The organism is Halomonas colorata, from assembly GCF_014897985.1.
Classification (GTDB): domain Bacteria; phylum Pseudomonadota; class Gammaproteobacteria; order Pseudomonadales; family Halomonadaceae; genus Vreelandella; species Vreelandella colorata.
The window spans coordinates 73759-93144 of the sequence record NZ_JABUZA010000004.1; the positions used below are offsets into that span (position 1 = coordinate 73759).

At 55.5% G+C, this 19386-nt stretch carries 17 protein-coding genes and 1 pseudogene; 11 read left to right on the forward strand and 7 right to left on the reverse strand.

Translation table 11 applies throughout. The annotated features are described in order from the left end of the window. Positions 1-9 precede the first annotated feature (9 nt). The 5 genes and pseudogenes from INT33_RS03540 (at position 10) to INT33_RS03560 (ending at position 4267) form a co-directional block, all read left to right on the forward strand. Complete coding sequence (locus INT33_RS03540) at positions 10-1062, forward strand: ChuX/HutX family heme-like substrate-binding protein (RefSeq protein WP_192536646.1); 1053 nt, start codon at positions 10-12, stop codon at positions 1060-1062. Beyond that, positions 1059-1928, forward strand: coding sequence for a heme/hemin ABC transporter substrate-binding protein (locus INT33_RS03545; RefSeq protein WP_192536647.1), 870 nt, complete (start codon positions 1059-1061; stop codon positions 1926-1928). The genes INT33_RS03540 and INT33_RS03545 overlap by 4 nt, the downstream gene beginning before the upstream one ends. Continuing rightward, positions 1928-2962 carry a FecCD family ABC transporter permease gene (locus tag INT33_RS03550; protein WP_226940058.1) on the forward strand — a complete coding sequence of 345 codons (1035 nt, stop codon included), beginning with the start codon at positions 1928-1930 and terminating at the stop codon, positions 2960-2962. Before INT33_RS03545 ends, INT33_RS03550 begins: the two co-directional genes overlap by 1 nt. 56 nt (positions 2963-3018) lie before the next feature. Next, positions 3019-3717 (forward strand): annotated as a pseudogene (locus tag INT33_RS03555) (ATP-binding cassette domain-containing protein); the annotation flags it as partial. A 121-nt stretch (positions 3718-3838) separates the two neighbouring features. Then, positions 3839-4267 carry a YbaN family protein gene (locus INT33_RS03560; protein ID WP_193091116.1) on the forward strand — a complete coding sequence of 143 codons (429 nt, stop codon included), beginning with the start codon at positions 3839-3841 and terminating at the stop codon, positions 4265-4267. Positions 4268-4355: 88 nt separating this feature from the next. Here INT33_RS03560 and INT33_RS21435 read toward each other — a convergent pair whose 3' ends face one another. Both INT33_RS21435 and INT33_RS03570 read right to left on the reverse strand, forming a co-directional pair. Beyond that, positions 4356-5951, reverse strand: a complete 1596-nt coding sequence (locus INT33_RS21435) for a methyl-accepting chemotaxis protein (RefSeq protein ID WP_193091117.1) — start codon at positions 5949-5951, stop codon at positions 4356-4358. A 448-nt stretch (positions 5952-6399) separates the two neighbouring features. Next, positions 6400-7065: a GntR family transcriptional regulator gene (locus tag INT33_RS03570; RefSeq protein WP_192536652.1), complete on the reverse strand. Its 666-nt coding sequence runs from the start codon at positions 7063-7065 to the stop codon at positions 6400-6402. A gap of 294 nt (positions 7066-7359) precedes the next feature. Between INT33_RS03570 and INT33_RS03575 the strand changes: the two genes are divergently transcribed. The 6 genes from INT33_RS03575 (at position 7360) to otnC (ending at position 13873) form a co-directional block, all read left to right on the forward strand. After that, positions 7360-8754: an NAD(P)H-dependent oxidoreductase gene (locus INT33_RS03575; protein WP_193091118.1), complete on the forward strand. Its 1395-nt coding sequence runs from the start codon at positions 7360-7362 to the stop codon at positions 8752-8754. An 82-nt stretch (positions 8755-8836) separates the two neighbouring features. Next, positions 8837-9802, forward strand: a complete 966-nt coding sequence (locus INT33_RS03580; RefSeq protein WP_193091119.1) for a Bug family tripartite tricarboxylate transporter substrate binding protein — start codon at positions 8837-8839, stop codon at positions 9800-9802. A 101-nt stretch (positions 9803-9903) separates the two neighbouring features. Further along, entirely contained in the window at positions 9904-10392 is a 489-nt protein-coding gene (locus tag INT33_RS03585; RefSeq protein ID WP_193091120.1) for a tripartite tricarboxylate transporter TctB family protein, read from the forward strand. A gap of 40 nt (positions 10393-10432) precedes the next feature. Next, on the forward strand, positions 10433-11920 hold the full coding sequence (locus tag INT33_RS03590; protein ID WP_193091121.1) for a tripartite tricarboxylate transporter permease: 1488 nt from the start codon (positions 10433-10435) through the stop codon (positions 11918-11920). A gap of 22 nt (positions 11921-11942) precedes the next feature. Next, the gene (otnK, locus tag INT33_RS03595) at positions 11943-13229 is read left to right on the forward strand and encodes a 3-oxo-tetronate kinase (RefSeq protein WP_193091122.1); all 1287 of its coding nucleotides are present in this window, start codon (positions 11943-11945) and stop codon (positions 13227-13229) included. Continuing rightward, positions 13226-13873: a 3-oxo-tetronate 4-phosphate decarboxylase gene (gene otnC / locus INT33_RS03600; RefSeq protein ID WP_193091123.1), complete on the forward strand. Its 648-nt coding sequence runs from the start codon at positions 13226-13228 to the stop codon at positions 13871-13873. Before otnK ends, otnC begins: the two co-directional genes overlap by 4 nt. A 124-nt stretch (positions 13874-13997) precedes the next feature. Here otnC and INT33_RS03605 read toward each other — a convergent pair whose 3' ends face one another. The 5 genes from INT33_RS03605 to INT33_RS03625 are packed head-to-tail and all read right to left on the reverse strand — an operon-like array spanning position 13998 to position 19329. Beyond that, positions 13998-14891, reverse strand: coding sequence for an NAD(P)-dependent oxidoreductase (locus INT33_RS03605; protein WP_193091124.1), 894 nt, complete (start codon positions 14889-14891; stop codon positions 13998-14000). A 37-nt stretch (positions 14892-14928) separates the two neighbouring features. Continuing rightward, the gene (locus tag INT33_RS03610) at positions 14929-16389 is read right to left on the reverse strand and encodes an aldehyde dehydrogenase family protein (protein ID WP_193091125.1); all 1461 of its coding nucleotides are present in this window, start codon (positions 16387-16389) and stop codon (positions 14929-14931) included. Between the two features lie 10 nt (positions 16390-16399). After that, positions 16400-17674, reverse strand: a complete 1275-nt coding sequence (locus tag INT33_RS03615) for a TRAP transporter large permease (protein WP_193091126.1) — start codon at positions 17672-17674, stop codon at positions 16400-16402. Next, a complete protein-coding gene (locus tag INT33_RS03620) occupies positions 17671-18267 on the reverse strand; it encodes a TRAP transporter small permease (RefSeq protein WP_226940059.1) in 597 nt (198 codons plus the stop codon). Before INT33_RS03620 ends, INT33_RS03615 begins: the two co-directional genes overlap by 4 nt. Positions 18268-18327: 60 nt before the next feature. Next, on the reverse strand, positions 18328-19329 hold the full coding sequence (locus INT33_RS03625) for a TRAP transporter substrate-binding protein (RefSeq protein WP_192536661.1): 1002 nt from the start codon (positions 19327-19329) through the stop codon (positions 18328-18330). Positions 19330-19386: the final 57 nt, after the last annotated feature.

Below are 19386 nucleotides of genomic sequence, written 5' to 3' on the forward strand. Positions count from 1 at the left end.
AGGTGCGCTATGACTCAATCCCAACAAATCGCTATTCTGGAAGCCTTTGATGCTGCGCGGGCGGCCCAGCCGCGTCTGCCCGCCATCGACATTGCCGAGCGTCTAGCCATTAGCGAAGGCGAGTTACAGGCGGCTCGCCTGGGCCGTGATGTATGGACACTGCCCTTGCCACCCAGCGAGATCGCAAGCTATCTGCCCACGCTTGGCCGCGTAAAATCGCTGACCCGCTCACGCCTGGCCGTACTTGAGCAAACCGGGGTCTATCCTGAACTGCGTGGCGGATCCCAAACAGGTCTGCTGCTCGACCCTGGCGGTTTGGATCTTCGCTTGCTGTATCCCCACTGGCACTGGGTGTGCTTGATTCGCGATGCCATGCCTTCGCAAGATGGCTCAAAGGAGTGGCGCTGGAGCCTGCAAATATTTAACCAGCACGGCTGCGCCGTGCACAAATGCTTTGCGCTGGAAACACCGCTTCCCAGCGCCTGGAACGCGTTAGCAGCACTCGGCACCCAGGACACTCCGGCGTTCACTCAGAGTGCACCGCGCCTAAAACGCCCGCTTCCCAACGCCCCCGACCTTGCGAGCGAATGGGGAGCGATGCAGGACGTGCATCAATTCTTCGCTCTGCTGCAGCGCCATCGCCTGGAGCGTATTGAGGCCAACCAGCTGATGGAGGGCCACTACACCCGAGCGCTACCGGCTAACATATTGGAAAACGTGCTCCATCAGGCAAGCCAGCACACCTTGCCACTCATGCTGTTTGTCGCCAGCCCCGGCTGCGTACAAATCCGCACGGGCACACTGCCCACACCCCAGCGCGCACGGGGCTGGCTGAATCTGTTTGGCGATAGCTTTACCCTGCACTTGGACGACACTGCCATTGATCAGGTGTGGCAAGTGTCTAAACCCAATCGTGATGGAGGCGTCACCAGTATTGAAGCGTTTGACGCACAAGGCTCATTAGTCCTGCAACTATATGCCGAGCGCCGCGAGGGCAACCCAGAATCCGCCGCCTGGCGGCAGCTATTGAATGAGCTTCATCAGCGTGAGGCCGTGGCATGAAGCAGCATATTCGACTGCTCTCCAGCGTTTTGCTTGCGCTGTTGTTCAGCCTGGAAACGAGCGCCAGCGAACGTTGGGTTGTGCTGGGCGGCGATATTGCTGAAACGCTTTCGGCCTTGAATGCTGACATTAATTTGGTCGCCCGCGACGATACGGTTCTCTATCCTGAGCCCCTGACAGCGCTGCCCTCCGTAGGTTACTTGCGCCAGCTCTCGGCCGAAAGCGTACTGTCGGTTCAGCCTGACCGTATCCTTGCCAATCAGCATGCCGGCCCTAAAGAAGTGCTTGAGCAGCTGGACGCTGTCGGCGTTACGCTGGATGTGGTTAACGCACCCGCTACGCTAGCGGCCATTGCTGAAAAGGTTCGCGCGGTGGGTGGCTACACTGACCGGCCTGAACAAGCCAACGCTTTAGCGCAAACCTTGACTGACAAGCTTGAATACCTAGCCGATTTGCCCCCCTTACCTTCAACTCGGACGATGTTTATTCTCCAGCATAGCGGCTTAACGCCGCGTGCGGCTGGTCGCCAAACCGCGGCGCATACGGCGCTTGAAGCCGTCGGGCTGGAAAACGCCTTCGCAGCAATGGAGGGCTACCACAGCGTTGGCGCCGAGGCGTTGGTGCGCGAGGCGCCTGAGCTGATCATTATGTCGGCGCGCGGTTTAGAGGCTATGGGCGGCCCAACGGCCTTATGGCAATTACCCGGTATGGCACTTACTCCGGCAGGCCAGAAGCAGCGGTTAATCGTTATCGATGATCAGGCACTGTTGGGCTTTGGGCCGCGTGCGCCCGACCTGCTGTTAGCCTTACGCCAGGATGTTGAAGCGATACTTAACGTCTCGCCCACTGCGCTGGCTGCGCCGTAATGGTCAGCTTAACGGCTTATCGTCAGCGCACGATGCGACCGATGGGGCGCGCTCCACGAGTCCTTATCGGTTTAACGCTTGCGCTGTTACTTGCCTTGGCGTGGGGCTCGGCGTCAGGAGCGTTAGGGCTTTCCCCATGGGCACTGCTAAGCGGCAATGCAGATACGCTCAGCACACAGGTTTGGTGGCAGCTGCGCTTACCGCGCTTGCTGCTGGGGGTTGCCGTAGGCGCCATGCTCGCGGGCAGCGGCGCAGCCATGCAGGGGCTATTTCGTAACCCTTTAGCCGACCCAACGCTGCTCGGCCTTGCCAGCGGTGCCGGGCTATTTGTGGCGCTATGGATCGTTGTTTTTCAGGATAGCGCTGCCAACAGCCTTTACGGTCAGTTCGCTGCGGGCTTTTTGGGGGCACTGAGCGTATGTGTGATCGTGTTTGGCTTGGCCAAACGCCAGGGTGGCAGTGCCGCTGTTATGACCCTGCTGCTAGCGGGCCTGGCGATTAACACCCTGGCCGGTGCTGCGGGTGGTGTCCTTGCGTTTATCGCCAGTGATGAACAGCTGCGCCAACTGAGCCTGTGGGGGATGGGCACGCTAACCCATGCCTTATGGCGAACCACCGCTATCGCCCTGGTACTGATTAGCCTGGCACTGTGGATGCTAATGCGCAGCGCCAGCGAACTTGACCTGCTTCAGCTAGGTGAGACCACAGCCCATGCGGCGGGGCTGGATGCCAACCGCCTGAAACGCCGCATTGTCGTGGCCACCTCACTTGGCGTCGGGCTTTGCGTGGCACTCACGGGTGTCATTGGCTTTCTTGGCCTGCTGGTTCCCCACTGTTTACGGCTTTGGCTAGGGCCTGGGCACCGGCTACTCCTGCCTGCCTCAATGCTGGGCGGGGCGCTGCTGTTAGTGGTCGCAGACACCCTGGCACGTACGCTAGGTGCACCTGCCGAGATCCCGGTCGGGCTGCTAACGAGCCTTTTGGGCGGGCCCTACTTTCTGTATCTGCTTATGCGCCGGAGCCCGTCATGCTGACCCTGCATCAAGCGGGGTTCACCTCGATTCCCGCACTAGCGCCTTTCGATGGCGATATCCACCCGGGCGAACTGCTCGCGATTGTAGGGCCTAATGGTGCGGGCAAGAGCACGCTGCTCAGCATGCTGTCAGGCTATCGCCGCTGCGAACAGGGCAGCGTACAGTTGGATGGCCACTTGCTGCATGAATGGGAGGTCAACGCGCTCGCCAACCGCCGTGCGCTAGTCGCTCAGCAGGAACCTGTCGGGTTCGATTGGCGAGTGGAAGAATTGGTGTGTCTGGGGAGCAACCCTGAAAAAGCACTCATCGCCGAACTGCTCAATGACCTGGACCTCGTCCCGCTCGCCAAGCGCAGCGTACTCTCGCTTTCGGGCGGCGAGCGCCAGCGAGTGATGATCGCCCGCGGCGCCTGCCAGTTGCTCTCGCGGCGCTCAAACACAGCAAAGGATGGCGGCCTGCTTCTGCTGGATGAACCTACTAGCGCGCTGGATATTGGCCAGCAGCAGCGGCTAATGCGTCAACTACGCACCTGGGCCACACAGCATCATATGGCCATCGTATGTGTCCTACACGACCTGAACCTAGCCGCTACTTACGCCGACGGGGTGTGGCTACTTCATCAGGGGCAGCGTATAGCCTACGGCAAGCCGCATCACGTGCTAACCCCCGCCCGCATCGCTGATGTGTACGGCGCAGAGTTTCAAGCGACCGCGAACCACGCAGCGTCTCCTCCGCTTCTTGCCCTGGCACGCTAATGCGTCGAGAGAGTTAAGCAGTTTTAAATACGGCGTAGTATGCTTAGCGCATTAACGTATTAGCCTGTCAAAACTGACCTGGCGCATCGCTAATCACGGTTATCCATGAGAAGCTGGATACATGAACGAGAAATCACCCATCGGCTCGCCCCAAAAGCGCCACTCAAAGCAACCCATCACGCTAGTACGTGCCTTATGGGTAGGCCTTGCTGCACTGAGTTTCGGCATTGGCGTCATCGGTATCTTCTTGCCCTTGCTGCCGACCACTGAGTTTATGCTGGGCGCCGTTTACTGCGCCTCTAAAGGATCACCACGTTTTGAAGCGTGGATTCGCTCGCGCCGCTATGTAGGGCCGCTTATCAATAACTGGGAGCGCGAGAGGGCGATCTCCCGGCGCGCCAAATTTATTGCTGTAAGCATGATTAGCGCAAGCGCGCTATTTATCCTACTGCATTTGAGTAACAGCTGGTTACGGTGGAGTATTATCGCGCTCTTGATAGGCGTGGCAATATGGCTAGTCACACGGTCGGAACCTACGCTAAACGACTAACGTACACGTGGAACCGACTGGTGGGCTAAACGATCTATCAATGATCAGATAGCGTCTTAGTTTCTGCCTGAAAAGTGCCTGCACAGCTTCAATAATGCGAGTTGCTCGGCAAATATGTCTGTTCGGTATGTGAGCTGAGACTCTGATGATTAGCCAGCTTAAACCGCTCAACGGCGGTAACCAGCAGCTGCGCCTGGCTCTTGAGGCTAGCAGCCGCCGCGGCAGACTCCTCAACTAGAGCAGCGTTTTGCTGAGTTGTCTGATCGATCTGGTTAATCGCCTCACTTACTTGACCAACTGCGGTACTTTGTTCGTTGCTTGCATCACTGATTTCACTGACGATATCACTGACCCGCTGAATCGACGTGACGATCTCCTGCATGGTGGTGCCAGCCTGGTCAACCAACACTGATCCTTTTTCAACACGCTCAACGCTGACGCCGATCAGTTCCTTGATTTCCTTTGCCGCTCCAGCGCTACGCTGAGCCAAATTGCGAACTTCGCTAGCCACAACCGCAAAACCACGGCCTTGTTCTCCCGCTCGGGCGGCCTCAACTGAAGCGTTCAGTGCCAAAATATTGGTCTGAAATGCAATACTATCAATAACACCAACAATATCATTGATCTGGCGGCTGCTGTCGTTGATATCTCGCATGGTATGTACCACCTTTTCAACCACGTCACCGCCCTGCTTCGCCACGTGACTTGCGCTGACGGCCAACTGACTGGCGGTATGCGCATTGTCCGCATTTTGCGTAGCGCTTGATCCCATCTGCTCTATAGAAGCTGACGTTTCCTCAATTGCCGAAGCTTGCACTTCAGTGCGCTGACTCAAATCGTTATTGCCCAGCGCTATTTGAACACTGGCCGTTGCCACATTCTCTGCATTACTCCGCACTTCTGAAACTACCCCGGCCAGGCTATTGACCATGGTTTTCTGAGCCATCAGGAGCTGGCCAATCTCGTTATTTGAGAATGGCTCGATACTGCCAGACAGATCACCTTCCGCTACAGCTTGCGCCTGGTTGACCGCTTGGCCCAGTGGGCGGGTAATACCTCGTGTAATAACAATAGCGACCCATATTGATATCAGTACAGCTGCCGCTCCTAGCCCAATCGTTTCCATCATGGACGTACGGTACTGAGCATCACCGCGCTCCATACCATGCCTGGCCTCAGTCAGCTGCAGGTCAATGAGTTCGCTGATGACGCTGCTAATAGGATCAATAGATGAATAGAGCTGTCCGTTGTACGCGTTCAACTCACCGCCGACCATACCGGAGTAGGTTTGTAGCGTATTTTCCAAAGCACTCAAGGCACTATTGCGCTTTTGCACCTCAGAAGCCATACTTGCTTCTTCGGGAGTAAGTGACGTCGCCATGTAAGATGCCCACTCGTGATCAATGACCTCACGTGCGTTTTGCACTGCTTGCAATGCCTCCTCAGCGGTAATCAGTCCCGCATTGGCTTTATTGACGGCATCAATCACATTAACCGCGTAAGCATCGGAAATAATCTTGAGCCCCCGTAATGGAACCACGCGATCTTCATAAAGGGATTGCATAGTTTGATTAACGTTTCGAAGGCTAAACGAACTCAACAGACCACTAAGGACCAAAAACAGCACAGCGACCAGGAAGCCCAGCCCAATCTGTTTGCTGATTGATAAATGTCTAAACTGCATTTTTAATGCTCCAGGATGCAACAAGGATTAGCGATTGTCTCAAGCCAGCCCAAAGGGGTTGTCATAGCGTTCCAGGGGAGGCGTCGCCATGATGAGCAGGCTCAACTTTTCGTCGAACTTATCTGAGCGAAGGGAGGGAAAGAAAAACAACTATTTACATACGTAAGCCAAGGCTAAAAGTATGCCTTTCAGCAGCACTTACTGGATCATCACCGGTACCACTCATGTGATACCTGACCCATCAGTTGAATTACGAAAGTTAATAGCGCGTCAGTAATATCGGCATCATAAACGGATACTTTAGGTCAGCTGACGTTTGTTGAAGCGCCGATAGTAACTGGAAGGGCATATTCAATAGAGCATTACCGGGCAGTGAGATGCTTAGCTTACCCATAAAGACGTTACTTACTGGTCCGTTTTTTATACGCTTTTGTCTCATCTTCAATAGCTAGCCAGTTACCGGCTCGCCGTTGGCGTACTTTATCCAGGTTTTGCCTAAATGGTTGCGCAACTCGCGCCCAACGCGTACGCCATCACGAGCCTCCAGCGCCTTTAGAATGGCCTCGTGCTCTTCCATGGCGGTTGCCCATTTCTCATTTTTCTGATTAGAAAGATACCGCACCCTGTATAGCTGCCGGCTAAGCGTGGCGTGCATGTCAATCAGCGTCGTATTACCTGACAAAGCCACAATACGGTTGTGGATATCCTGGTTCAAACGAAAGTAGTTCTGTCGGTCGCGCCTTAGAAAGGCTGCTTTCATTTCATAATGCAGCGCTTGAAACTCAGCAATATCCTCATCACTGGCAATAACGCAGGTGAGTTCGGCTGCCGCCTGTTCAAGCACACTCAAAACATACGCTTTCTCTTTCATATCAGCCGCGCTGACCTCAGCCACCACCGCCCCGCGGTTGGGGGAAATCACCACTAAACCTTCTGTCGCGAGAATCTTGAGCGCCTCGCGTAGCGGCGTGCGCGAGACCTGCAGTTCAACGGCCAGCGTACGCTCGGGTAACCGCTGCCCCGGTTGAAAATGGTCCATTACGATATGTTCGCGTAAGTAATGCGCGACTTTTTCAACAAGCCCGGCGTGATTGATTGGGGCGATATCTTCCATGGAGTTATTCACTTTAATTAGCGACCACCAAGAATGGCATACCAAAAATTTCCTTTCAAATAATAACGCATATAGAAAAATATTAATTAATTAAATAATTTAATTAAATCAACAATTTAATCGGATAAACAAACATGGCAATACTAAAGTACTAGGCCACGTATATTGACCCAAAAAATGGTATACCACTACATTTCAGCATCTGTATACTACGTTTGCGTGACAAAAAAACATCAATACGTTCATGGTCACCGTTCAGAAAGCTCTGACCTAAACAGGAAATACCTTTTACATATGAATTACTTACAACACTTTGATACGACCAAGGTAGTTGAAGCCTGTATCGCGGGTGCTGGTGATTTTGGTCGTGGCGTATTGCGTCAAGCCCGCCAGATGCCAGGACTGTCGGCGCGTATTGCGATCGATATCAATCCTGAAAAGGCGGCTGAAGCCTTGCGCCATGCGGGTATTCCCGACACGCAAATAATGGTATGCCATTCTGAAAGCGATGCCGAAGACGCTTGGCAGAAAGGCTTTTTTATTGCCACGGCTTCTTTCGAAACGGTCGCGGCACTTCCGTTCGATATTCTGGTTGAGTCTACCGGTATTCCTGATGTCGGCGCCCGTTATGCAGAAGCGGCCTTGCTGGCGGGTAAACATGTCGGTATTGCCACCAAGGAAACCGAATCGGTGGTCGGGCCTTACCTGACTCGCTTGGCCGAAGACCAGGGGCGTCTTTTCACGCCGCTGGATGGCGACCAGCCAAGCCTGCTGATTGGCCTTGTCACATGGGCTAGAACGCTGGGGTTTGAGATCATTTCTGCTGGCAAGAGTAGTGAATACGACTTTATCTGGGATGAAGCGCAAGGCACCGTAACCTGTAACGGCACCCAGTACGATGCCACTGAAATGGCCGCACTCTGGAAGCTTGACGATAGCGATGCACGCGCCACAGTCAAATCCCGCGGCGAGGCTCTATCCGCTATTCCGCAGATTTCAGTGCCTGACCTATGTGAGATGGTCAACGTTGCCAACGCAACCGGCCTGCAGCCTGACCTGCCCGAATTTCATGCCATGGTACTGCGAACCACAGAAGTGCCCACACTTCTGGATACCCAGGCAGAGGGCGGTGTTCTAAAAGGTAACCAGCGCCTTGAAGTCTTTAACTGCCTGCGCCGTCCAGACGAGCTGAGCTTTGCTGGCGGTGTGTTTGTAGTGGTGCGCTGTGAAGACCCGCATGTCTGGACACTGCTGCGCGATAAAGGTCACGTACTAAGCCGCAGCGGCAATAGCGCCATGGTTTATCTGCCGCGCCATTTGCTGGGCCTGGAAGCGCCCATTTCTCTGCTCGATGTGGTACTCAACGGCTTAACGTCCGGTGGCGGTCATGCCACCACGCCTAAATTCGATCTGACCGCGCGCGCCACTCAAGCGATCAAAGCGGGCCAACGCCTTGAGATGAAAGGCCACCATCGGCACATCGAAGGGCTGCGTCCAGAGCTTCACCCCGCTGCGGCGCTTTCCGATGGCGCAAAAGTCCCCTTTTATCTGTTACCAGGCGCCGACGTTATTCGCGATATTGCGCCTAATCAACCCATTACCCTAGCCGATGTCACGCTACCATCTTCCCGATTACATGAGCTTCGTCTTAAACAGGATGATCTGTTTTTTACAGCCGACAGCCAGTAACTAGCGGTAGAGCGCCTTTTAAAGTGCCTACTTTCTGTATTGATGGCCCCTAAAAGCAATAACAATCACCATGGAGAAAATTATGATTACTAAACATAGTGTTAAATACGCTGCTCTAGGTCTTGCCATGCTCGGTGCGGCTACCGGCGCAAGTGCAAGCGATGCCGATAACTTCCCCAGCAAGCCGATCCAGTTCTTGGTAGCCGCGGGTGCTGGCGGTGGTACTGATAACTTCGCTCGGGTCGTTCGCCCGATGTTTGAAGAAGCTATTGGCGGCGCGCGCATTACGGTAGTAAATCTGCCCGCCGCGTCCGGCGCTTTAGCCCACCAGCGTACCGCGACAAGCGCGGCTGATGGCCACACTCTGGACTTTGCCTCCACGACGCTTGTGACCTCACTTGCGGCGGGCCAGAACCCAGTGGGTCTGGATCAGTTAACGCCGGTTGCGCGTATGCAGTCTGACGTAATGGCGCTTTTTGTTAATCCGGAGCGTTTTCCTGATTTTGAATCATTCGTGAAATACGCTGAGGAAAATCCTGGCAAAGTCACCGTTGGGGGTACCCATACGGCAAGTCCTGACCACGTGGCTTTCCTGTCGCTGCGTGATGCGTCGGGTCTGGACATGAACTTTATCCCTTATGACAGCACCGGCAATGCCACTGCTAACGTGCTGGGCGGCAATATTGATGCGACCACCACCTCGCTGAGCCCACTATTAAGCTACATCGAAGCCGGCCAGATGATGCCGATTCTGGTTTTCAGCGATGAGCGCCTTGAAGACTACCCGGATGTGCCGACCACGGTTGAAAACGACTGGGATCTGACCGACGGTAACGATCGCGCCATTTTTGTACATGCTGATACGCCAACGCCGATTCTGGAACGTCTGGAAGGCGCCTTCAAGGATGTTTACGACTCCGAGGAGTATCAGAGCTACGCGGAGCGTGTAAACCTTGACTACCGTGCAGGCTGGATGGGTAGCGACGAATACCGCCAGCGGCTTGAGAACAACTATGAGCTTTACTCACGCTTGCTGCAAAACGACTAAACCAGTAGTTACTGGTGAGTGGAGGGGCATGCCCCTCCTGTATCCATTTGAAAGATCGGCCTTATGGGGCCGACCTTTCACTGTCCCCTTCAGGGTTTACCATGCACGCCAGGATCACTCTTTTTGCGCTGGGGGTCGTGTCACTCGCGGTGGTGAGTCTTTATCCCACGCTGCAATTCCCAAGCTCTGCTCAAGTGTCCACGTTTATCGGGCCTCGCGTTTGGCCATTAACACTGCTGATCGCTCTGTTTACGCTGGGCCTTATACTGCTCGCCATCACATGGAGTGACCGCAAGAAGGCATTAGCCACTGAGCATCAGTCCACGTCGGACACCGCGGCTGAAACAGCGCTATCTTCGTCACGTTTCTCCCTTGGACGCACTCGTCACTGGTGGTTTATAGCGGCGGCTATCGCTTACACGCTCTTGATGGACAGCGTCGGTTTTTTAATCGCCAGCCTGATATTTACCTTTATTGGCACACTGCTTCTGGGTGCCCGCTCATGGCTGACCATTGCCATTACGTTAGTTATTGCTGGCGTACTGATGCAGGGCGTTTTCGTTTCGCTGCTCGGTATCCCCATGCCGTAAGGCTGCCCCATAACCGACCCAACCTTCTAGGGAGTCGACTATGCTAGAACATTTTTTGGGCGGGTTAGCCGTGGTGATGCAGCCACTCAACCTGTTGCTCTTAACCTCTGCCGTGTTTATCGGTTTTATTGGCGGCGCACTACCCGGCATCAGCGGCGTTATTCTGGTGGTTATCCTACTGCCGGTTACTTATGGCATGGAGCCGACCACGGCCTTTATGGTGCTGACCGCTATTTATGGCGCCACGGTCTTTTCGGGTCTGATTACCGCTATTCTTTACCGGGCTCCCGGCACGCCTGAAGCGGTAATGACGGCGTTTGACGGCTATCCCATGACGCAACGTGGCGAAGCAGGCAAAGCCTTAGGCATCGGCGTTTTAAGCTCGGCTATCGGCGGGCTTGTAGGCACCGTGGCACTGATTATATTCACGCCCATGCTGGCCAAAATGGCCTTGAAGTTTTCATCTCCCGAGTACTTTGCCTTGGCGGTACTCGGTTTAACCGTGGTAGCTTCATTAGGCGGTCGTCTCATATTTGGCTTGATTGGTGCGGCGCTAGGTTTATTCATTGCCACTATTGGTATTGATCCGCTCACCGGCACCAGCCGCTTTACCTTTGGCAATCTTAATCTGGCCGAAGGCGTGGGTTTGATTCCGGTTATTGTCGGCCTGTTTGCCGTGTCAGAAGTCATGAAACGCACGCTGGACCATGAAAGCCATCAACCGCTGAAAAAGGTGAAGGTAAAGATTTTTGATCTTCCCATTTTGCGCCAGATTGGCATGACCCTGTCACGCTCATCCATTATCGGGGTCGTCATCGGTATCCTGCCGGGTATCGGTGCCAGTACCGCGGCGATGGTGAGCTATAGTGAAACGGTCCGCTGGTCCAAGCATCCTGAGAAATTTGGCAAGGGCGCGCCGGAAGGTATTGCCGCCCCGGAGTCTGCCAATAACGCAGCGGCCATGGGTGCACTGGTGCCGCTTTTTGCGCTGGGTATTCCGGGTAGTGGCACTACGGCCGTTATTCTGGGCGCTTTTATCATGCATGGCCTGCAGCCTGGGCCAATGTTTATGCTGACCAGCAGTGACCTGATCTACGCGGTATTTGCCGGGCTGTTTATCGTCAATTTCATGATTCTGCTTTTCTCAAAGCCGTTCATCGTGCTGTTTACCAAATTGCTGAATGTACCTTATTCCGCGCTTGGCCCCATCATTATCATGTGCTGCATCGTGGGGACTTTTTCGGTGCGCAACTCTATGTTTGATGTATGGTTGATGATGGGCTTTGGCGTGTTGGGTTATCTGCTTGAGAAAATCAACTTTCCATTGGTATCGATTATTTTGGGATTGGTTTTGGGCCCTATCGCAGAAAGCGAGCTGCGCCGGGCACTATCCATGTCACAAGGCGACTTCAGCATCTTTATTGATCGTCCTATCAGCGCCACACTGCTGAGTATTGCTTTCATTCTGCTGGCCGTCACGCTGATTACGCCGCTGATCAAACGCGCACATCGCAAGGCCACTACCTGAAGCCCGTATCCTGGAGAATGCTATGACCATCGTACTGGGCGCTATCGCCGACGATTTTACCGGTGCCACTGACCTTGCCAACAACCTGGTACGCGGCGGTATGCGCTGCGTTCAGGTCATCGGCGTGCCGACCACCCCACCCGACTTAAGCAACGTAGATGCCGTGATAGTGGCGCTCAAGTCGCGCTCCTGTCCGGTTGAAGAAGCTACTAGCGATTCACTAGCAGCTCTTGAATGGCTACGTGAACAAGGTGCACGGCAGATATTTTTTAAATACTGCTCGACCTTTGATTCAACCGACAAGGGCAACATCGGCCCGGTTGCAGATGCGCTACTTGATCGACTCGGCGTCTCGCAAACCGTGATGGTCCCGGCGTTTCCGATTAATGGCCGTACGGTATATCAAGGGCACCTGTTCGTTGGCGACCGCCTGCTTAACGATAGCGGCATGCAGCACCACCCGTTAACGCCCATGACCGATGCGGATCTGGTTCGCGTGCTTTCACGTCAGACCTCTCACGCCGTTGGTTTGGCCAACCGCGCTATGCTAGCCAAAGGCGGCGAGGCTACTCGTCAACACCTTGACGCTTTAGCAGCTGAAAACATACGCCATGTCATTTGCGACAGCGTCGATGACAGCGATCTTGACGTATTAGCGGAGGCAACGGTAACGATGCCTCTGGTAACCGGCGGCTCAGGGCTTGGCCAGGCGTTGCCTGCCCAGTACCGTAAACAGGGTTGGCTTGCCGAAATTGCCGAGCCAGGGCGCCTTCAGCCTGCCTCTGGCAATATGTTGGTATTGTCAGGCAGCTGCTCACGAGCAACGCTTGCTCAGGTCGCTGATTTTCTGGCCCGTCATCCTGGCGCGGGCTTTGCGCTTGACCCCCAGGCCCTGGCCAAGGGCGATAAACAGTGGGAACAGGCGCTGGCCTTCGCGTTCGAGCGCCTTGAACAAGATGCACCTGCTCTGATCTACGCCTCGGCCGATCCTGAAAAGGTCAAGGCCGCTCAGGCGGAACTGGGCGTAGAGCAAGCTGGCCAGCTAGTCGAAGAAGCGTTAAGCCAGCTTGCCGTTACTCTGGTCAATGAAGGCGTTGGCCGACTGGTGGTTGCCGGTGGTGAAACCTCGGGGGCAGTGGTATCTGCCCTGGGCATTTCAGCGCTACGTATTGGCGAGCAGATTGATCCCGGCGTGCCCTGGACACAAGCGACACTAGCTAACCGCGAGGCGCCGCTTTCCCTGGCGCTCAAGTCAGGCAACTTTGGGGGCGTTGATTTCTTCACCCGAGCGTTTGAGGTATTGGCATGAGCACTCACGACCAGAACCACCTGCGCGAACAGATCAGCACGCTGGGGAAATCGCTGTTTGATCGCGGCCTGACCATGGGTTCAAGCGGCAATATCAGCGTGCGCTTGGATGACGGTGGCTGGCTTATGACGCCTACCAACGCCTGCCTTGGGCGCCTGGACCCTGCACGCATCTCACATCTGGATACCCAGGGCCAACTGATCAGTGGTGATAAGCCCACCAAAGAGCAGTTTCTGCATATGGCGATGTACGATGAGCGCCCTCAGTCCGGCGCCATCGTTCACCTGCACTCCACGCATTCGGTGGCGGTTTCCTGCCTGCCGGGTATCAACCCCTGCGACTGCATTCCGCCTCTCACCGCTTATTACGCGATGCGCGTGGGCAAGCTTCCCCTGGTGCCTTACCACATCCCGGGCGACCAGCAGTTGGGCGAAGCGGTACGCGGCCTGGCAGGCAAGCACAGCGCCGTGCTGCTTGCCAACCACGGCCCGGTCGTCGCTGGTAAAAATCTCGAAGCAGCAGTGTATGCCACCGAAGAGCTTGAGGAAACAGCGAAGCTGTTTCTGCTGTTGCGCGGTGAAAACCCACGTGCGCTGACGCCTGAACAGGTTGCTGAATTGGAAGCCCGGTTTCCAAGGGATTAAGCTATTCAGTAAGAGCATTTAAAACATAAGGGCAAAGCTCATTGAGCTTTGCCCTTATCGATTACCACTGACGATAGCTGATACCCATTCAGCCAAGCTATGCGCCTGGCGAATTTGTACCGCATCAGGATTCGTTGCGCGTTTCAAGCAGGCGAATCAACTCCGGCACCGCCATGGTCTGATCCTCCACACCGGCATACAGTGCCGCCACCGCGCCAGCCAAGCCTCTTGTCGTATTAAGTTCATCGGTCATGGTGTGGTAGTAGCCCAGGTCTTTATGCGCGTTCGCCACGCTAAACCGAAACCCCGAAGCATCGCCTGATTCAATAAAGGGGCGTAGCCGTTCCAGCACCACTCCGCCCCCGCCGCCCTTGGTCAAGACCTCCAGAAAAGCGTGGTCATCGATACCCGCCCGCCGGGAAGCCGCAGTCGCCTCGGCCAATACGGCTGAAAAGCCCAACGACACGTAGTTATGCAGTAGCTTAAGGGTATGCCCTGAGCCTACATCTCCTGCGTGGGTGATGACCTCAGCGAAGCTTGCGAGTAGCGGGTGCAACGCTTCAAATAGCGTCTCATGGGCACCGACGATAAGGTTTAAGCGCCCCTCCTCGGCTTCTTTGGGAGTACGCGTCATCGCCGCGTCGACCAGATGGCCACCCGCTTTATCTACCCTGGCGGCGACGTTAGCTGTGGAGCTTGGCAACGAGGTAGAGCAATCCACCACAATGGCGCCCTGAGCGAGTCCCTCCAGCACGCCATTTGGCTCAAACAGCACGGCCTCCACCTGGGGCGACCCCGTTACGCACAGCAATACCACGTCGGCTTTTTCGGCCACTTCCCGGGCGCTTGAGCACGGCACGGCGCCCGCTGACAGCAGGTCGTCCACGGGCTGGTTGCCAGGGTGGTCCAGAAAGGCCAGGGAATACCCCGCGTTAAGAATGTTCTTGGCAATGCCGTGGCCCATTAACCCCACACCTACCATGCCGATGCGGTGCTCTGTACGAACGGATTGATTCATAAATAAGCTCCTAACCTGATTTAATTATGATTTTTTTCTAGCCATGGCGAATGGCGACCGTTTTTATACGGGTATAGCTGCGCAGCCCCTCGAAGCCTTTTTCCCGCCCGAATCCTGAGCGCCCGACACCGCCGAAAGGCAGTTCAATACCGCCGCCCGCACCGTAGTTATTGATAAAAACCTGGCCACTGCGAATGCCTCTTGCCAAGCGTAATTGGCGGCCACCGTCGCGCGTCCAGACGCCGGCACACAGCCCGAAATCGGTTGCATTGGCCAGGCGCAGCGCTTGTGCTTCATCGTCGAATATCTGGACAGCCAGCACGGGGCCAAACAGCTCTTCGCGCAGCACATCATGATCATCGGGAATATCGGTAAGTAGATGCGGAACCACAAAATGCCCGGCCGGGGAGGTGTTTTTAGCGAGCTGCCCTCTTGCCGCAACGTGAATACCGTCTGCTTCAGCCGCGGCTAGCCGTTGATCGAGCTGTGATTTTTGGCGGGCATTGATCAACGGGCCGCAGTCAGCGTCTTCCTCGCCCGATGCACACTGCAGTGTCGAGAAGCGCTCTATCAGACGATCCGTAAACGCTTGCGATATGTCGCGCTGTATCAACAGACGACTTCCCGCCGAGCAGGTTTGCCCGGCATTCTGGATAATCCCACGCACCACCGCTTCGAAAGCCGCATCAAGGTCAGCATCTGCAAAAACAATCTGCGGCGACTTGCCGCCCAGCTCTAACGTGACGGGCACGTGGTGCTTTGCCGCCGCCTGGGTTACCTGGGTGCCGGTCTCAGGCGAGCCGGTGAACGAGAGATGATCAATACCCGAGTGTGCGGCCAGGGCGGCACCAGCTTCACGCCCAAGCCCCGGCACCACATTGAGCACTCCGGCTGGCAAGCCGCTATCTATTGCCAGTTTTGCCAGGCTCAAGACGCTCAAACAGGCATCTTCGGCAGGCTTGAGAACCACGGTATTGCCAACAGCCAAGGCGGCGGCCACGCAGCGGCCAAATATCTGTGACGGGTAATTCCAGGGAATAATCTGGGCGCAAACACCATACGGCTCACGCAGCGTCATGACGGTGTAGCCCTCTTCATAAGGCAGGGTCTCGCCATGTAATTTATCGGCGCCACCGGCGTAAAAGCGAAAGTAGTGGGCGCAGGCTTTAATATCCGCGCGCGCCTGGGTTAAGGGTTTTCCCGTGTCCAGGCACTCTAACGCCGATAGATGCTCATGGTTGGCCTCGATGGCATCAGCAAAGCCAAATAGCCAGGTACTGCGCTGGCGGGCACTCCAGTGAGCCCACTCCCCCAGCTCACCAGAAAAGGCGCGCCGCGCCGCGGTGACGGCATCATCAATGTGCTCGGGCGTGCAGCGGGCAATGTGCGCAACAACGTCGCCACGGGCGGGCGCCTCTACCGGTAGTGTCGCGCCGGTATCAATCCAGGTATTGCCTATCAGCGCCGCCTGGGGTGGAAATTCGGGAAAATCAATCATCAACAAACTCCTAGCCATACAATAGGTTAACCAGGCCCATGGAGATCCAGGGCATATAGGTAATTGCCATCAGACACGTCAGCACCACCAGCACAAAGCGCACCAGCCAGGGCAGCATCTGATCAATGGAAATCTTCGCCACTGCACAGGCGGCAAACAGGTTTACGCCCAGCGGCGGAGTAATCATTCCCAGGGCCAGATTGACCACCATGATTAGCCCGAAATGCACTGGGTGAACGCCAAACTGCATGGCAATCGGGGTTAGGATCGGGGCCAGTACCAGGATGGCTGCACCGGTCTCAATAAACATTCCCACCACAAGCAACAGGGCGTTAACGGCCAGCAAAAAAGCCCAGGGGCTTTCGAACATGGCGGTGACCCCAGCGGCGACTTGGGCGGGAAGACCGGAGCGGCTGATCAGAAAGCTAAACAGAGCGGCCGCTGAGATAATCAGCATTACCGCAGCGGTAGACACAACACTTTGACGCAGCACGGGCATCAGGTCGGCAAGCTTAAGCTCACGGTAACAAGCGCCGACGACCAAGGCATAAAACACCGCCACTGCCGAGGCCTCAGTAGGGGTAAAAATCCCGCCATAGATGCCGCCGATGACCACCACCGGCATCAGCATCGCCGCCCAGGCGCGCTGGAAGGCCGTCGTGAAGCGGGTACGGTCATTGCGATCTTGAAGACCAAAACCGCGCAGCTTGCAGAAAATATACACAAACACCAGCAGCGCACCGCCGACCAACAACCCTGGGCCAATGCCTGCAATGAACAGCTGACCAATCGAGGTATTGGTACTTACCCCAAATAGAATCAAGGGAATAGAGGGCGGAATCAGCACCCCCAGCTCTGCCGATGAAGCCTGGATGGAGGCGGCCAAGGGTTTGGGGTAACCGTGCTTGACCATTGCTGGAATAAGGATCGCACCGATAGCAAAGGTCGTCGCCACACTGGAACCTGACACTGCCGCAAACATCATGCAGGTCAGCACGCAGGTCATCGCCAACCCGCCCTGAACACCGCCCACGATTGACTTGGCCAGATCAACCAGTCGGCTAGAGATACCACCGGCCGCCATCAGGTTGCCCGCCAAGATGAAAAAAGGAATCGCCATCAGCGGGAAGTTATCCAGCCCTACAAACAGCTGTTGGGGCACCATCATCAAAGGAAAACGCGAGAAAAACTCGATACCAATTATCGATGCCAGCAGAATAGAGATCGCGATCGGCACGCCGGTGGCGAACAAAATCAATAGCGACAGACCAATGGCAAGGTTCATAAGCGAGACTCTTTATGCGTAGTAACGGAAATCGCAGATGAACTCCCGTCGGGCTGGGCAGCGGACGTGGCGATCTCCTCTGGCTCCGCTGCCTCGTCGTGCATCGGCCCCAGGGGCTCAAGACCACAGCTTTGGGCCAGCAGCCGCGCAATAACGGCCAGCATCGCAAAGGCGCTGCCTACGGGAATAGCTGCATATGCCCAGGACATCGAGACCTCGAGTGCGGACAGCGTCTGATTGCTAACCCGCTGGGTCATCTGGATGCCGTAGAACACCAATACAAAGAGCACCAGAAGACAGTACAGGCCGATAAACCATTCAAGCGCCAGCAGGGTGGGCTTGGGCACAAGCTTGTAGATAACCTCTACGGCCATCATAAAGCCGCCGCGGAACGTGGCGGCTGCGGCCATAAACACGCACCAGATCATCGTCGCCCGTGACAGCGTCTCCGACCACGTCGAGGGCGCATTGAAGATAAATCGTGTAAGCACTTGATAGAACCCCAACGACACTGAAACGATCAACATCAAAATAGCGATCGCCAGCGCCAGCCGAGTCAACACATGCTCGACACGCAGAAACCAGGACACCATAAATCACCTCATCCCGTCAGGTTATGGGAAAGTGGCGCCCAAAGGCGCCACGGGATGGGCTCAGCAGCTACTGTTACGAATGCGCTCTAACATCTCATCGCCATACTGCTCAATAAAATCAGCATGCACGGCTTCTACCGCTTCTTGGAACGGTGCTGGATCAATATTATCCGTGACCGTCATACCCTGCTCTTGTAGGAAAGCCACGCCCTCCTCTTCCAAACGTGACACCTCAGCGCGGGTAGCTTCAGTAGCGGCTTGAGCGGCCTCATTAAACCATTCACGCTCCTCCTCGCTCAGCCCATCAATTAGCACCGGTGAGCCGAGCACAATGGCAGGTGAATAAACGTGCCCGGTCAGCGATAGCTGATCCTGCACCTCATAGAGGTTCGCAGCCACAATCACCGTAATGGGGTTTTCTTGGCCATCCACCGTGCCTTGTTGCAAGGCAGTAAACAGCTCCGGCATCGCCATAGGCGTTGGGCTTGCCCCTAACCCTTCAAAGGCCTGCTGGTGAATACGGTTTTCCATAGTACGAATTTTCAGGCCACGTACATCTTCAGGCGTGTCGATAGCTTTTTGACTATTGGTAATGTGGCGAAAGCCATTTTCCGACCAGGACAGGCCGACCAGGTCATGGTCACCCATCTTATCGAGCAGTTCCTGGCCAATCTCGCCATCAAGTACGCAGCGAGCTTGTTCGTAACTGGTGAACAAAAACGGTAGGTCGAGAACATACGTCTCTGGGACAAAGTTACCCAATGGCCCGGAGGAAGTAATCACTATATCGACGGTGCCTATTTGCAGCCCCTCGATCATGGCCCGCTCCCCACCGAGCGAGCCGCTAGGGTGATCCGTTACGGTAAAAGCCCCATCAGAGAGATCTTCGAGGGTTTCTTTAAATGCCCGCGAACCGGCGCCATAGTGAGAGTCACTGGAGATAGCGTAGCCCACACTTACCTCTGTGGCGGCCTGAGCCTGAAATGCCAGGCCCGCCAGGGCAAGCGTCGTAGCGGTGCCGATGGCGGTCGCAAGCGTACGCCGAGCGAAACGAATGGTCATGGTAATACTCCTAATTGTATTTATTGGTAAGAACGATGGGGAGTAGTAGCCCCTTAT